Source organism: Candidatus Zixiibacteriota bacterium (genome assembly GCA_036397555.1).
Lineage (GTDB): Bacteria > Zixibacteria > MSB-5A5 > WJJR01 > WJJR01 > DATKYL01.
The window spans coordinates 177,741-194,408 of the sequence record DASWIS010000031.1; the positions used below are offsets into that span (position 1 = coordinate 177,741).

General features: G+C 60.7%; 9 protein-coding genes. 8 read left to right on the forward strand and 1 reads right to left on the reverse strand.

Annotated elements, in window-relative coordinates; all coding sequences use genetic code 11:
- Nucleotides 1-17 precede the first annotated feature (17 nt).
- Nucleotides 18-836: a nucleoside triphosphate pyrophosphohydrolase gene (mazG, locus tag VGB22_10200; protein ID HEX9751635.1), complete on the reverse strand. Its 819-nt coding sequence runs from the start codon at nucleotides 834-836 to the stop codon at nucleotides 18-20.
- A gap of 531 nt (nucleotides 837-1,367) precedes the next feature.
- Between mazG and VGB22_10205 the strand changes: the two genes are divergently transcribed.
- The 8 genes from VGB22_10205 (at nucleotide 1,368) to VGB22_10240 (ending at nucleotide 16,666) form a co-directional block, all read left to right on the forward strand.
- Nucleotides 1,368-2,039: a hypothetical protein gene (locus VGB22_10205; protein ID HEX9751636.1), complete on the forward strand. Its 672-nt coding sequence runs from the start codon at nucleotides 1,368-1,370 to the stop codon at nucleotides 2,037-2,039.
- A gap of 1,198 nt (nucleotides 2,040-3,237) precedes the next feature.
- Complete coding sequence (locus VGB22_10210; protein HEX9751637.1) at nucleotides 3,238-5,892, forward strand: valine--tRNA ligase; 2,655 nt, start codon at nucleotides 3,238-3,240, stop codon at nucleotides 5,890-5,892.
- Nucleotides 5,893-6,006: 114 nt separating this feature from the next.
- A complete protein-coding gene (locus VGB22_10215) occupies nucleotides 6,007-7,347 on the forward strand; it encodes a DUF4139 domain-containing protein (GenBank protein ID HEX9751638.1) in 1,341 nt (446 codons plus the stop codon).
- Between the two features lie 175 nt (nucleotides 7,348-7,522).
- Nucleotides 7,523-9,004, forward strand: coding sequence for a hypothetical protein (locus VGB22_10220; protein HEX9751639.1), 1,482 nt, complete (start codon nucleotides 7,523-7,525; stop codon nucleotides 9,002-9,004).
- An 85-nt stretch (nucleotides 9,005-9,089) separates the two neighbouring features.
- Nucleotides 9,090-11,591: a primosomal protein N' gene (priA, locus tag VGB22_10225; protein HEX9751640.1), complete on the forward strand. Its 2,502-nt coding sequence runs from the start codon at nucleotides 9,090-9,092 to the stop codon at nucleotides 11,589-11,591.
- A 102-nt stretch (nucleotides 11,592-11,693) separates the two neighbouring features.
- A complete protein-coding gene (purM, locus tag VGB22_10230) occupies nucleotides 11,694-12,743 on the forward strand; it encodes a phosphoribosylformylglycinamidine cyclo-ligase (GenBank protein HEX9751641.1) in 1,050 nt (349 codons plus the stop codon).
- Between the two features lie 104 nt (nucleotides 12,744-12,847).
- Entirely contained in the window at nucleotides 12,848-14,356 is a 1,509-nt protein-coding gene (gene lnt / locus VGB22_10235) for an apolipoprotein N-acyltransferase (protein ID HEX9751642.1), read from the forward strand.
- Nucleotides 14,357-14,404: 48 nt separating this feature from the next.
- Nucleotides 14,405-16,666, forward strand: coding sequence for a hypothetical protein (locus VGB22_10240; protein HEX9751643.1), 2,262 nt, complete (start codon nucleotides 14,405-14,407; stop codon nucleotides 16,664-16,666).
- The last annotated feature ends 2 nt before the right edge of the window (nucleotides 16,667-16,668 follow it).

A 16,668-nucleotide genomic window follows, 5' to 3' on the forward strand; every position in this document is an offset into this window, starting at 1 on the left:
GCGCGACTGAATCGCCCCTATCCGACAACCTTCTTCGCCGCCTCCCACAACACATCCAGTTCGGCCAGACTCGCCTCGCCCAATCTCTTGCCGGTTTTCGGAAGGTGCTTTTCGATGTATTGAAATCGCCGAATGAAACGCCGGTTGGTTTTTGTCAGCGCCGTCTCGGGGTCGATGCCCAGATGACGCGCGAGATTCACCAGCGCAAACAGCAGATCGCCCAATTCGTGCTCCACCTCCTGCTTGCGCCGTCGCCGACCCTTGCGGCTCTTCAGCGAACGGCGCAGCTCATTCTCTTCCTCCGCCACTTTATCGAGCACGGCCAGCGGCTCGTCCCAGTCAAAGCCGAAACGCGCCGTCTTTTCCTGAAGTCGAAATGCTTTCAGCAGCGCCGGCAAACTCGACGGCACCCCGTCCAATGCGCCGCGCGACTCCCCGTCGGTTTTTGACTCCTGAATCTTCAACTGCTCCCAGTTGCTCAGCACCTGGCGCGCCGACAGGCGCCGCTTCTTCTCGAACACATGCGGATGCCGCGCGATCAGCTTGCGACAGATGTGATCGGTGACGTCGTCGATGCTGAACCGCTTGCGTTCGCTGCCCAACTGCGCGTGGAATACAACTTGCAACAGCAGGTCGCCGAGTTCCTTGGACAATTCGTCCATGTCGCGCTTCTGAATCGCATCGGCGACCTCGTAGGTTTCTTCAATCAGATAGGGGAGCAGCGACTGATGATTCTGCTTGCGATCCCATGGACAGCCGCCCGGCGCGCGCAAGCGGCCCATGATGGCGACCAGATCATTGAAGCTGTACTTCTTTGGGTGTGGGCGGCGAGGCATAGGAGTGAAAAATCGAATCTCAATGGAATATTACGCTGCTATCGCGTGTAATCCATACGAATGTCGCGTCAAAGGGCGCATTGGTGGGGCGTCCCCAAGTCGCGAAGTCGCCAATGGTGACCGAATTTGTCGGAATCGGGCCGGTGACGCTGCTTCGCCGCCGATTCCGTTTGACAAGCCGCTGGAGATGCCGAACTTGAAGCCGATCAGGCAGAAGAATGGAAGGGAGCTGGATTGCGGTCTATGGCAAGTGGGCTCTCGTCTCTCCTGACGTGCATGGCGGTCTGTGCCGTTCTCGCCGGCTGCGCTGGCTGCACGGAGGAACGGACCGTGGCGGGGCCACCTCCACCCCCGCCGCCTCCACCACCGCAACTCGGCTACAGCGATGGATTTCCTGCTTGGTCGCCCGATGGGAGAACGGTTGCATATGTATCCGCCGAAACCGACTCGAATCAGATCAATATTCGAGCCTATATCCGACTTGTCGACGTCGGGACCTACGACACGACTACGATTCTACGAGATGATCAGATGTTCGTCTTCGACCTGGCCTGGAGCCCCGATGGGCACTGGCTGTTGTTATCCACGGAAGTTGGCATCTTCAAGATGCTGGCAACCGGAGACAGCCTGACGCTCCTGAAGGTCGGAGAGTTTCACGTTTCAGCGAGCTGGTCTTCCGTCAGCAACAGGATATTCTTCGGGATCAACGGCGGATCCGAGGGCGGGATATACTCGATGCAGCCGGACGGTTCAAACCTTCAAAGGTGGACCTATCCAGCATCGGGGGTCATGCAATGCCCGTATGTTTTTCCGGACTCGGATACGCTCGTCGTACAAAGTTACGACGCAAACGGCGATTACTGCATTGCGCTCTACTACCCTCACGATGTGCTGCTTGAAGAGGTCTTGGCGTGTGGACTGCCCTTGGTCGCCCACCCCCGCCCGGCACCGGATCAGAGGAGTGTCTTTTTTGTCGGATTCGACACGGCTCAAGAGATTCAGCGCATTTACAATCTCAAGAGGGAATTCGGTGTGTCAACTCCTTTGACGGGCGCAACGAGTCAGAATCCCTTCAGCGTTTCGCCGGACGGAAATTATATTGTCTATCACGACGCAGCGAGGACACGCGGGCTACAGATAATCAGCATTCGTACTGGACAGGTGTTCCAACTCACGCGCAAGGATGGACAGTCGGTGCATTGATGCGCCGAGATTGGGGGTAACATGTTCAGGCAATGGAGTTGTCGGACCGGTGACGCTGCTTCGCCGCCGATTCCGTTTGACAAGCCGCTGGAGATGCCGATCTTGAAGCCGATCAGGCAGAAGAAAGGAAGGAAGCCGGAATGCGGTCTATGGCAGGTGGGCTCGGGTCTCTCCTGACGTACATGGCCACATGCGCGGTTCTCGCCGGCTGTGTGGGATGCACGGAAGAACGGACGGTGGTCGGTCCGCCGCCACCCCCGCCTCCGCCCCCTCCGAGCCCGAAAGGTCTCGATGCGTGTCCCGCTTGGTCGCCTGACGGTCGGACGGTGGCCTATTGGGCTGAAGAACAGTCTTCAACGCCTTACTTGTACAACACGTTCATACGGCTGGTAGATGCGGAGTCAAGAGAGATCACGACAATCTGCGATGAGTTTCAGTTCGCCCTCAATATTGATTGGAGCCCTGACGGTCGCTGGCTTCTGTTATCGGGGGATAGAGGAATATGGAAGATACTCGTTGGCGGCGACAGCTCAACGGTGCTGATGGACGGTTCATATGCCTCGGCAAGTTGGTCGAGAGTCAGCGGTCGGATCTTCTTCTCGAATGAGCATGGCTCCGCGGGCGGAGTGTACTCCATGAATCCCGACGGTACTGACGTGATCCGCCATACATCCAATGATTCAGATTATGTCTCGTCTCCGCATGTGTTTCCCGACTCAGATTCAATGGTCGTGCTGGTTAACGGAGCGGGCTATCGCGATTGCATCGCTCTGCTGTCGACCGGGGAGATGTCTCCGCGAGATACAATTCATTGTGACACCCGGACAATCGATAATCCGCGGATGAGTCCCGACCATGGATCCCTGTACTTTACCGCCTACGATTCTCAACTGAGTTCCTACAGAGTCCTTCAACTCCACAGACTCTCACAGTCACTGAGGCCCCTAGCCGTCTCAGCGTGGACTCCGTTTGGATTGTCACCAGACGGAAGATTCATAGTCTATTCCGATACTCGTAGCTCACGCGGGCTCCAGATACTCAAGATCGAGACCGGCCAGATATTCCAATTGACGCCAGGCTATCAGTGACTAGCTCAGAATCCCTTTGCTCCTGACATTCCCATCGTTCGCCGCCCCTTGACAGACCCCCGCGACGCGGCGTAGTATGCCGCTCTTTCAGCGAAGCTAAAGCGGCACCCATGAGCGCCATCGAACTACCCAAGAACTACGATCCTCGCAGCGCCGAGACACGCTGGCTGCAAGAGTGGCAGGACAGACGCTATTTCCACGCCGATCCAAAGTCCCGAAAGCCCAAATACACGATCGTGATCCCGCCCCCGAACGTCACCGGCATCCTGCATCTGGGCCACGCGCTCAACAACACGATGCAGGATGTGATGATCCGTTACAAGCGCATGTCGGGATTCGAGGCCGAGTGGCTGCCGGGCATCGACCATGCCGGCATCGCCACTCAAGTCGTCGTGGAAAAACAGGTGATCAAAGAGGGCGCCACCCGCGAAGCGTTGGGACGCGAGAAGTTTTTGCAACGCGTCTGGGACTGGAAGAAAAAAAACGGCGACACGATCCTCGAGCAATTGCGGCTGATGGGCTGCTCCTGCGACTGGGAACGCAGCCGCTTCACCATGGACGAGGGCCTGTCGAAGGCGGTGCTGGAAGTTTTCGTCCGTCTATACAACAAAGGTCTCATTTACAAGGGGACGTACATCGTCAACTGGTGTCCGCGCTGCGGCACCACCCTCTCCGACGATGAACTCGAACGCGAAGACCGCGATTCCTCGCTCTGGTACATCCGTTACCCCCTGGAGGACGGCTCCGGGCACATCGTGATCCCGACCACGCGTCCGGAGACGATGCTCGGCGACACCGCCGTCGCGGTCAATCCCCGGGACAAACGCTACAAGAAGCTCATCGGCAAAAAGGCAATTCTGCCGTTGATGAACCGCGTGTTGCCGATCATCGGCGATGCCTACATCGACATGACGTTCGGCACCGGCGCGATGAAAGTCACTCCCGCGCACGATGCGAATGACTTTGAAATCGGGCGTCGCCACTCCCTCGATTCGATCAAGGTGATCGACCCCGACGGCACGATCAACTCGACGGGCGGCGCCTACGCCGGGCTGGACCGCAGCGAAGCGCGCCAGAAGATCATAGCTGATCTTCAAGCACAAGACCTCCTGGAGAAGACCGAACCCTACAAGCTGTCCGCGGCCATCTGTTATCGTTGCTCGACCATCATCGAGCCGTATCTCTCCGAGCAGTGGTTCGTCAAGATGTCCGAGTTGGCGCCGCCCGCGATCGCGGCGGTCACTTCCGGACGCATCCGGTTTCATCCCGAGCACTGGTCGAAGGTGTACCTCCACTGGATGGAGAACATCCACGATTGGTGCATCTCGCGGCAGTTGTGGTGGGGACACCGCATCCCGGTCTTCTATCACAATGACAACGGCTCGGTTCATGTCGGTCCCAACCCGCCCAACGCCGCACTATATCGTCAGGATGAAGACGTCCTCGACACTTGGTTTTCCTCGTGGCTCTGGCCGTTTTCGACTTTCGGCTGGCCGGAGAAGACCGATGAGCTCAAACAGTTCTACCCGACCCAGTCTCTTTTCACCGCCTCGGAGATCATCTTCCTCTGGGTGGCGCGGATGGTCATGGCCGGGTGCGAATTCATGGGTGAGATCCCCTTTTCCGACGTCTACATCCACGGTACCGTGCGCGACACGCAGGGACGGCGCATGTCGAAGTCGCTGGGCAACGGCATCGATCCTTTGGATGTCATCAACGAACACGGCGCCGATGCGCTGCGTCTGTCGCTGATGCTGGCGGCTCCCGAAGGACGCGATCCGCTGATCGGCCCGAATACGTTCGAGCTCGGACGCAACTTCGCCAACAAGCTCTGGAACGCCGCGCGACTGGTGTTGGCCAATCAGGGCGACAATCCCGAGCGGGTCGCGCTGGAGCCGGATTGGGACGACAACGCGCTCGCCATGCCCGACCGCTGGATTCTCAGCCGCCTGTCGCGCACGATCCGCGATGTGTCCGCCCAGCTCGATGAATTCCGATTCAACAGCGCATCAAAGGCGCTGTATGATTTCATTTGGGCCGAGTTCTGCGACTGGTACCTCGAACTGGTCAAACCCCGATACGCGGGCGACGACGCCGCCGACCGTCGCACGGCGACGACTGTGTCGCTGTATGTCCTGCAACACATCGTCCGCCTGCTGCATCCGCTGGCCCCGTTTGTGACCGAAGAGTTGTGGCAGCATGTGCGACCCATGCTGCAGGGCGCGCCCGATCACGTGACGATCAGCGTCTGGCCCCAAGCCGGCGAGCAACGCATCGATGACGAGTTGGAAGAGGCGATGAGCCAGGTCTTCGCCGTCATCAATGCGATCCGCAGCGTGCGCTCCGAGATGAAGATTCCCGCCGGCCGCCGCATCGATTGTCTGATCCGCGCCGACCGCACCAGTCTCCTGCGCCACCTGCGCACCTACGCCGACAACGTGCGGATCCTCGGGCGCATCGAAAACCTGACCATCGACAAACAGGTCAACAAGCCGATTCCGAGCGCCTCGGCGGTCATCCGCGATGCCGAGATATTCATTCCACTTGAAGGAGTGGTCGACTTGGCGGCCGAACGGCGCCGGTTGGAGCGCGACCTCGAACATCACTCGACACAACTGGAAAAGATCAACCGCAAGCTCAGCAACGATGATTTCCTCGCCAACGCCCCCGCCGACGTCGTCGAGCGCGAGCGCGCCAAGCGGGAAAACTTCGAAAAGATCGTCGCCCGCATCCAGTCGAACCTCGAACAGTTGGTCGGCTGGTGAGGCGATTGCCGTCCCATGAAATTTCCGGGACGATCCGCGCACCTCGCGGGTAACAGTCTCGGAATCACAGCGTGGACCGGTGCTCATAATGTTCTCTGGAACGGGGGTATTCGAATGAGACGATGGATGACAATGGGGCTGATCGTGTGCGCGGCGATGGCGTCAACGGCGCGCGGCGAAGTCCGACTGACGGTCTACAACAACGATCTGGCGCTGGTAAAGGAAACGCGCACGCTCGACTACCAACGCGGCGTCTTCGATCTCGAATTCACCGACGTCGCGGCCGCGATCGATCCGACTTCGGTGGCGTTTACCGCCGTCGATCATCCGAACGCCGTCACGCTGCTCGAGCAGGATTACCGCTACGATCTCGTGTCGGTCGACAAGATCCTGCAAAAGTACATCGACCAGCAGGTCCAACTGATCACCAAGCAGGAAAAAGTGCACGACGGCGTCCTGTTGGCCGCCGACCCCAGCGCATACACGCTGCGTCGTCCCGATGGGGGATTGACCCTTGTCAATCGCGCAGAGGTCGCCGACTTATCATTGGCCGAGCTCCCCAAAGATTTGATTACTCGTCCGACTTTGGTCTGGAAGCTCCAATCGGACGTCGACGGGTCGGTGCGCTCAGAGGTGCGTTATCTCACCAAACAGATCGGTTGGCACGCCGAATACATCGCGACGATCAATGCCGCCGAGGACGGGCTGGAGCTGGCCGGTTGGGTATCGATCGACAACCGTAGCGGTGCGACCTACGCTGATGCCCGTATCAAACTGGTCGCGGGGGACGTCAATCTGGTTCAGGATCAATACAAGCCCCGCCCCGAAATGATGGCGATGTCGCGCGCGGCATCGGACTTTCAGCAGGAACAGTTCTTCGAGTATCACCTCTACACGCTTGATCGCCCCTCGACCGTGCGCGACAACGAGATCAAGCAGTTGTCCTTGTTTGAACCGGCAACCGTGAACGCGAAGAAGGTCTACACTTACGAGGGGGCGCGCTACGGCGACAACGTGCGCGTCACGATGGAGTTCGTCAACTCCGAGAGTGCCGGGCTCGGCATGCCGCTGCCGAAGGGAAAAGTCCGCGCGATGAAGGCATCCTCGGACGGCTCGCTCGAATTTGTCGGGGAAGACTTGATCGATCACACGCCCAAAGACGAGGAGGTCCGCGTTTATCTCGGCAATGCCTTCGATATCATCGGAGAACGAACAGTCGTCAACCAGCGACGCATCGCCGACCGCGTGGTCGAAATCGACATCTCGGTCAACCTGCGCAACCACAAGGACACCGACATCTCGGTTTTGGTTGTCGAACACTTTTGGGGTGACTGGTCGATATCCTCTGAGTCACACAAGTTCGAGAAGAAGGACGCGAACACCGCCGAGTGGCGGCTCCCGGTAACCGCCAACGGCGAAACCACGTTGACGTTCACCGTCCGCCAGCGCTCCTGAGCGTCGCGCGGTTCCCAGAGGATGCGGGATCGTCCGACAGTGAGCCGGCGGTGTAAGAAGAGTTGACACAATGCGCAGAAACCGCTTGCCGCCAACATGCACGGCGTCATATGCTGGCGGCCTGCAGCCCAGGTTATCGAAGATCGCGGGATGGCATGACGGGGAGGAGCAGACGATGAGGATTCTCAGAGGATTGGTCATAGCAGGGTGTGTCATCGGTTGTTCCGCCCTCGCATTCGCGCAAAAGTCGTTGGAGTCGGTGCAGCCGGTCGACGTCTACCTGCGTACGGCCCGCATTGCTCTGCAGACGAATCCTCCCGAGTTCAATCGCGCCATCCAGAATCTCGACATCGCCCGCGCCAACTATCCGGAGAATCATGACGTTCACTTCCTCATGGGAACGATTTGGGCGGAGAAGGACGAGATCGACAGCATGGTCGCCTCCTACGAGTTGTCGAAGTCGCTGGCCACGCCAAAGCAGTGGGAAAAGGAAGCGAAGGAATTGGACAAGCTCTATGAATCGTTGTGGATCAAACGCCTGGAGGATGCCGTGAAGCTCTTCAACCAGGCCGATTCCCTCGCCTCGCTGGCGGACACGATCACCGATCCCGCATTGGCCGACAGCACGCGCAAAAACGCCGGGATCGTGCGTGGAATGTCCCAAAACAAGCTGCGCCAGTGCGTTCTGCTGCGGCCGCTGGAGTTCAGGGCGTACTCAGTCCGCGGGCTGATCCACCAACGGCGCGGCGACGTCGATTCGACCATCGCCGACTTGGCGAAGGCCGAGACCCTCTTTCATCGCTACGAATTCGTCGATTCCACCACCGACTGGTACGATTCGACTGTGTTTTTCTCCGGTTCGACCGGCTCCCCGACAGAGGCGTACAAGGAATTCGAGAAAAAGTACAAAAAACTCACCGACGAGAAGCGCAGCCGCTACCGCAACATCCTCTCGGCGCTGGGCTCCGCCTATTACGACCAGGAGCAGTGGGGCAATACGATCGCCATCTATCGCCGCTATCACCAGCTCGACCCGGCCAACATCAACACGATCGTGACGATCGCCGACTGCTTCTCACGCTTGGACAACGAGCAAGAGGCGTACAAGTGGTACGAGCTTGTCGTGCGCCAGGATCCCAATTCGAAAGACACCTGGTACAACATGGGGATTTTCTTCTACAACAACGCCATTCGGCTGCAGGACTCGCTGGCCAAGTACGACAAGACGCTGCTGGCCAACGCCGGCGACAATGTCGCCAAGACCTCCTACATCGGTTTCCTCAGACAGTCCTTCGAAAACTTCGCACGCGGCATTCCGAACTTAAGAAAGGTCGTCGAGCTCGACAAGAAAGATGACGAAACGTGGCGCCTGCTGGGCATCGCCTACTACTCCATCGCCTCACAACTGACCGAGGTTGAGACGCGCTTCACACAGGCGGACCGGGACGCGATTCTGACCGACATCCGCACGCTCATCGAAAATCACGTCGGTGTCGCACCCGAGCAGTCTGCCCTGTGGGAGGAGAGCCGAGAGATGCTGCTGGCCGCCGCCGAAAACAACCCCGATAACATCGGCATCTGCCGGATGATGAAGGTCACCCTGGCACGGCTGAACCGTCCCGACGAGTTGCAGGAGTGGGCGCCGAAGTGCCCGTAATCGCGCGGCCCGAAGATCACTTTCTGCGGCCCCGGCAATGGGGCCGCTTTTTTGTGCGCGCCCCGTGGCATACATTCGTGGCGCCATGAATCCCCGTCTCGCATCGACAGACGGCGCCGACCCCACGGGCGCCAGTCCGTCGCCACGCGCGCGCGCGGCTGTCGCAGTGGATGTCGCCTTCAAACGCCGGGTCCGACGCGAGTTCTCCTATCGTGTACCCGACCATTGGCCCGATGTCCCCCAACCGGGAGAGTTGGTGGTGGCGCCGTTGGGCGGTTCCGACGCAGTCGGCATCATTGTCGCGGCCGATACAATCGAAAATCGCAATGAAGTACTCAAGTCGCTCAGGCATCCGATCGATTCCGGTTGGACGATTCCTCCGGATGTGCTCGCGCTGTGTCGGTATGTCGCTGCCTACTACCGTTGCTCGCTGGGCGAGGCATTGGCGGTCGCCGCCGCTCCCATGATGTCGGACGCCGTGGAGACGTGTCGCATGATTCGCCCCGACTGGAACGATGTGCCGGCGCAGGCGCCGCGCCTGACCGCGACCGAGCAGCGCATCCTGCGACATCTGCCGTCCGATCGCGACACCCCGGTCACGACTCTGGCACGCGGTATGACACGCTCCGGGCGATGGCGTCTGACGCTCCATCGTCTGGCCGAACGGGGCCTGGTCTCGCTTCGCTGGCAAACGAAACGTCCCCCCATTCCTGGCGACGCGATCTTCTTCGGACGGCACCCGGCGTTCACCGGCGAACTCCCCGCAGAACTCGAACCGCTGTTGCAGTCCGGCACGACCTTTCGGGAGGCGGTGACTGCGCGCGCCATGACACGCCGCCTGTCCCGAGGAGCAACGCAGTTGTGCGAACTTCTGGAACAGGATGCACTCGATTGGCATCCCGTCTCCGATCGGCACGCCGAGCAGTGCGTCGGCGCCGAGCCGGAATACGACAAGCTCAATGATGAACAGCGGCGTGTGCTGGAGGAGTTCGACGCCATCCGCGGCGACCGTGCCTCCCCAATCGCGCTCCTATGGGGGCCGACCGGTTCGGGCAAGACAGCCGTTTATTGCGAGGCGATCCGACGGACTTGGGCGGGCGGGCAGAACGTTCTGTTTCTGGTTCCCGAGATCGTGCTCGCCGGGCAGCTCATCGGGCGCCTGCAGGAGTCGTTGAAGGAACGCATCGCTGTCTGGCACTCCGGATTGTCGTCGGCCGAACGGTACTGGATGGCCCGGCTTGTTGCCCGGGGCCGCTACCGGATGGTGGTCGGCGCGCGGTCGGCCGTGTACGCGCCGATGCCGAATCTCGGACTGATTATCGTCGACGAAGAGCACGCTGAATCCTACAAACAATCCGATCCGGCGCCGCGCTACCATGCGCGCGACCTCGCCGTACAACGCGCGCGCTTGACCGGGGCGATCTGTCTGCTCGGCTCCGCGACACCGTCCCTGGAGACCATTCACAAATCCAACGAGCGGGAATATCGGCTCCTGCGACTGACGCAGCGCGTTGGCCACGGCGTCCTGCCCACGGTTCGAATCGTCGATTTGCGCAGTGCCGAGCGATTCGGCGACGAACGCTGGGTCTCTCCGACTCTGAAATCGGCCATCGAGGAAACGCTCCGTTCCGGACGGCAGGCCATCATCTTCCTCAATCGCCGGGGACATTCTACGAGCGTGGCCTGCCGTGCCTGTGGTCAACCGGTCAGGTGCCCCTCGTGCGATCTGGCGCTGACCTACCATGCCCGCGACCGGTCGATGCGCTGCCATGTTTGTTCCCATGTGATGAAAGCGCCGGATCATTGTCCCGCGTGCAATGGCGCAGAGTTTAATCTGCGCGGCGCCGGCACGCAGAAGATCGAGCTGCTGCTGGCGAGTCTGGACGCGCCCGTGCGGATCGAACGGCTCGATGCCGACATCGCCGCCCGGCGGGGGACCGCCGCAGGCATCCTGAGACGGTTTGCGTCGGGCGAATGCAACCTTCTGGTCGGAACACAGATGGTCACCAAAGGTCTCGATGTCGGCAAGGTCGACTTAATCGGCGTCATCTGGGCGGAGCAACAGATGTCGCTGCCGGATTTCCGCGCCGAGGAACGCACGTTCCAGCTTCTGACCCAAGTCGCCGGACGCGCCGGTCGTCGGGCCGATGCCGAGCCCGGACGCGTGATCGTGCAGTCATTCTGCCCGGATAATGACCTGCTCGCCATCGCGGCGCGCCAGGACCCGCAGGAGTTCTTTGCCCGCGAACTTCCGCGACGGCGCGCCTTGCGATACCCGCCATACGGCCATCTTGTCCTGTGCGTGTTCAGTGCGACCGAACCGCAGCGCTCGCTGACTGCCGCAAAGGGCCTGACTGAATTCTGGAAGAATGCGGGCGCCGATACCGGCGCGGGCGCCGTATACGGACCCGCGCCGGCCTTGTTCGCCAAACGCGGGCGGATCTACTTCCATAATGTTCTCATCAAGACCGACTCGATCCCGGCGACGCATGAACGGCTGGACCAATACGAATCCGAATCGACCGCATCATTGCGCAGAAACCACATCAATTGGCAGGTCGATGTGGACCCGGTTGATTTCTTTTGATGCGGTCCTCCTTATGCGCCCCGATGGGGAGTTGACAAAGCGGCGGCGGCGTCCCTAAATGCGGCCCTCGCGTCAATGGCGGGAGGGATCACAGCAAGGCGAATGGCCAAAGTCGATTATCAATCAGCCGGAGTCGATCTGGAAGCCGCCGATCAGGCCGCAGGCCAGATCGCCAGGATCGCTCAGACGACCTATACAAACGGTGTGCTGGCAGGCGTCGGACCATTCTCCGGGCTCTTCGAAATCGACACGGCGACTGAACGCCGTCCCGTGCTCGTTTCCAGTTGCGACGGCGTCGGAACAAAGCTCAAGCTCGCAATCCGGTCAGGCCGCCACGGCACCATCGGCCAGGACCTGGTCAATCACTGCGTCAACGACATCCTGACCAGCGGCGCGCGCCCTCTGTTCTTTCTCGATTATCTCGCCCTGGGACGCCTCGATCCCGCCATCGTCGCAGATGTGGTATCCGGGATTGCCGAGGCGTGCCGTACCAATCTCATGGCACTCATTGGCGGCGAAACCGCGGAGATGCCCGGGCTTTACAAGGTCGGCGACTACGACATCGCCGGATTCATCGTCGGGATCGTGGAGCGTGATGCGATCATCGACGGCTCCGCGGTGAAGGCGGGACAGGCGTTGATCGGGCTGGCGGCCAATGGGCCGCACACCAATGGCTACTCGCTGGTGCGCAAGGTGCTCTTCGACTTGAACAACTTCGCCTTCGACGATACACCCGATGAGCTCAAGGGGCAGGCAGTGGGCGATGCGGTCATGGCCGTGCACCCGTCGTATCGTCACGCCGTCGACGCGCTGCGCCGTCGGGTGGGCATTCACGGCATGGCGCACGTCACCGGCGGCGGAATCGAAGGCAACCTCATTCGCATTCTGCCCGAGGGTGTACAGGCGGTCGTCGATCCCTCCCAATGGCCCCCATTGCCGGTGTTCACGTTCATTCAGCACGAGGGGCAAATTGAAGTCGACGAGATGTTCCGCGTCTTCAACATGGGGATCGGATTTATCGTCGTCGTCGACCTTGACGCCGTCACCGAGGCGATTGCCGCTCTGGCGGAAGCGGGTGTGTCGGCGTATCACATCGGCAGCACGCTCAGCGGCCAACGGAGCGTCCGCCTCTCTGTCGGAACGGGACGCTGAGATCATCGCCTCAGACTCTCGGTATGTCCTCCGCGTCAACTGCTGTCCCGGTAAATATCCAGAGCGATCGCCGCGGCGCACTCTCCGCTCGCGCGCTGTCGTGTGTGATCGCCGGCGCACTGCTGGCGCTCTCCTATCCGCCGTTTCCTCTCGGATTTCTGGTTTACCCTGCGCTCGGACTCGCGCTGTGGACGGCTGGCTTGGGGCGCAATCGGCCAATCTCCTGGAAGACAGCCGCGCGCCGAGGGTGGCTGATCGGCTTCGTCTGGCACTTGGGGACATTGTACTGGGTGGTCTGGGTGGCGCCGCCAGGCATGCTGGTCATGGCGGCCATCCTTGGTCTCTATGTTGCAACTGTCTTCGGACTATGTGCACTCTTCGAAACACGATTTGGCCCGCGCGCCATCTGGCTGTTTCCCGTCGTGTGGGTGGGTCACGAGTACCTCCGTGGCCTCGGCGAACTGGCGTTTCCGTGGACCAATCTGTCGCTAAGCCAGGTCACGTACGTCTACATGATCCAGCACGCCGACATCGCCGGCGATCTCTTTGTCGGTTTCACGGTGGCGTTCACGTCCGTCCTGATGCTGCGGCTGTTCCTCCGCTGGACAGCGCGTCGCCAGGGAAACGTCCGCTTCCACGTGCTCAGTCTCATCCTCGCACTGGTCCTGCCGTACCTGTACGGGCACGGCGCGGTCGATCGCCTCGAGAGCGTCGAGAGCATCCGCATCGCCGTTTTGCAGGGGGACATCGACTCGTTTCAGAAGTGGGAAGATGGCGCGGTCGACCACTCGTTTGCCGTCTACGAGACGCTGACCCGTGCCGCCGCCGATAGCGGTGCGGCTCTCATAGTCTGGCCGGAAACCGCCGCACCGCTCTACCTGCGTTCGAGTCCCGAACATCGCATCGCCATCCGACGGCTCTCCGCGGAACTGTCCGTGCCCATCCTGCTGGGAACGCTCGAATACGAACGCCTGTCGCCCCAGCAGTATCTGCGCTACAACGCGGCGGTCTATGTCCGCGACGGCGCATACGACAGCGCGTATCACGCCAAGCTGCAACTGGTGCCGTTCGGCGAGTGGATACCGTTTTCAAATCGCTGGCATGTCCTGGATAATCTCGATGTCGGCGGAGCGCATTTCACGGCCGGGACAACGTATTGGCTCTTCGAGCACGAACACGGGCCCTTCGCCGCCGCCATCTGCTTTGAATCGGCATTTCCCGCCATCATCAGGCGCTTCGCCGCGAACGGGGCCCGTTTCTTGGTGAACATCACCAACGATGGCTGGTACGGCTTCACATCCGGCCCCACGCAGCATGCCGACATCGCCGTATTCCGGGCCATTGAGAATCGCCGGCCGATTGCCCGATCGGCCAACACCGGAATCTCGTGTTTCATCGACCGGGCCGGACGGATTCGGGATGCCGGCGCCCAATATGTTCCCGATGTCCGAATCTTCGACCTGCCGCTGGGCCGACCCGACGAGACGACGTTTTTTCTCCGTCACGGGATGTTTTTCGGGCAGGGATGTGCCGCCGCCGCCGCCGCACTGGCTTTGATCGCCGCCCTGTTGTCACGGCGCTCGCGCACGACGCCGACCGCGCATTCCGTTTGATCGACATACGCCCGTCGTGCATGTTGGGCGTGACCGTTCGACACGACCATGCGCGACTGCGCCGACCAAAACCTTCGATTACTCCCGCTTGGGGCCGCGACGTCGATTCTCGCTCTGGCGTTCACAGTGACCGTGAGCGCCGGTGCGCAAGGCCGCACTTGGACCAACTACACCGACGTGAATGGAGTCATGGACCTCGCCGTGTCCGACGACACACTCTGGATGGCGACGCGCGGGGGACTCGTGTGGATGAGCACATCTGGTAATCCCGCCCAACGCCGGATGACCAACTCCGATGGTATGGGCGAAAATGATCTGCGCTTCGTCTCCGTCGATGCCCTCGGCCGTGTCTGGTGCGGCGGGACACGCGGACGGCTCAGCCGCCGTCGCGCCGATGCCCAATGGAGTGTCTATGGTTTTGTCGATCCCGACGATCGGCCCATTGCGATTTACTCTGCCGACGATGACGCGTACGGCTACCTATGGGTCGGCTCTCAGGTTGGCATTCACAAATTCGACATCGAACGGCATGGCGGAGAGATTCAAGAGAGCTACCTGCGCATCGGCGGTTGGCCCGACAACTCGCCGGTCGACGATGTATTCATTGACGATACCGTCTTGTGGATTGCCGGCGACGTCGGCTTGGCGCGTGCCGGAGTCAACGACCCGTTCCTCCTGATTCGTTCGCATTGGCAGACATGGTCGCCGGGTGGGGCATTTCACACGGTGATCACGTTTCGCGGCGACGCGTACGCCGGCGGCGAGCATGGAGTGTTCCGATATAACGTCGCCGCGGATTCCTGGGAGCAGGTTGCGTTTCCCGACATGCAGATTGTCGATCTGGTCGTAGACAACGACACGCTTTGGGTCATGTTGGAATCCGGACTCGGGTATTGCACGCCAACCGTGTGCGGGTTGGCCATCATACCCGGCGCCTTGCCCGGATTCTTCAGCGCGATCGCTGCCGACGGCAACGGCTTGCTGTGGGCCGGACAGACCGGATACGGAGTCTGGGGCCGCAATGCGGCCGGTTGGAAACAAGAGTTGTTCGACGGTCCGCTGGGGAATTCCGTCAGCGACGTGGCCATCGATTCAGACGGGCGCGCCTGGTGCATTTTTCCAAACTTTGGGGCTGCGTATCTCCAGGACGGTCACTGGACAACGCTCCCTTACTATCACGTCGGCGCCAGTTTCCCCGGCGAAGTCGTTGAAATCGCGCCCAATGGCGATGTCTGGCTCGGCGCCTTCGGAACCGGGGCGTACAAGGTCAACTCCCGAGTCCCGCTGTCCGACACCGGGTGGATTCACTACGACACATTGAATCGCGACGAACACACGTTGATGTGGTTTCAAGCCGACAACCAACAGCCCAACAACTTCATCCTCGTCACCGATATCGTCATCGATGACGGCGGTCGCGTCTGGTTGGCCAATACGTTCGCCGACTCGGGACGCGCCATCGCCTTCGCCGAAAGCGATTGCTGGGGATACTTTGGTGCCGCCGACGGTATCCAGATCCCGGAGCTGCGCGCGTCGCTGGCGCTGGATGAAAATGCCCTGTACATCGGGACGCGAGGCAACGGGCTGATCCGCATGTCGCACCCGTCGTCCTTGTGCAACGACGGTGACCCGCTGCCCGTCAATGTTCAGGTCAGCTACTTTACGATGCAGCACGGTCTCCCGTCGGATGCCGTCTACGCGGTGCTGGTGGATCGCCTCGATTCGCTCTGGGTCGGCACAACCCTCGGGCTGGCCAAGTGGCGTCCGCGTTTGCAGCGTTTTGTACATATCCCGTTACCGGGAGACGCGGGACTGACCATCACCGCGCTCGCTGCCGATGTCGCCAACGGCATCTGGGTGGGGACTTCGCTCGGCGTGGTCTATCTCGCGGCCGACGCAACCGAGCAGTTTTTCACTTCCACCAATTCAGGCATTGCGGGTGAAGGCGTCCGTCGCATCACCGTCGATGAGGCGACCGGCAACGTCTGGTTTGCCACCCAGGGCGGTCTGTCATCGACCAACGGACCGCCCCCGGTTGCCGAATCTGTCCGACAAGTCATCGCGTATCCCAACCCGGTCGAGATCACAGGAGCCGATCCGGCGATCGTCCGCTTCAACGCCGATCCGAATGGCCGCGTCATGGTCTACACCATCGACGGACGCGAAGTCCACAATGGTCCGGTGAATGCCGGCTGGGATTGCCGCACCACGGACGGTTCCGATGTCGCCAGCGGAATCTATCTCTTCGTGATCAGCGGTCCCGATGGTTCGCACGGACGCGGCAAAATCGCAGTGATCAATCGGCGTTAAGC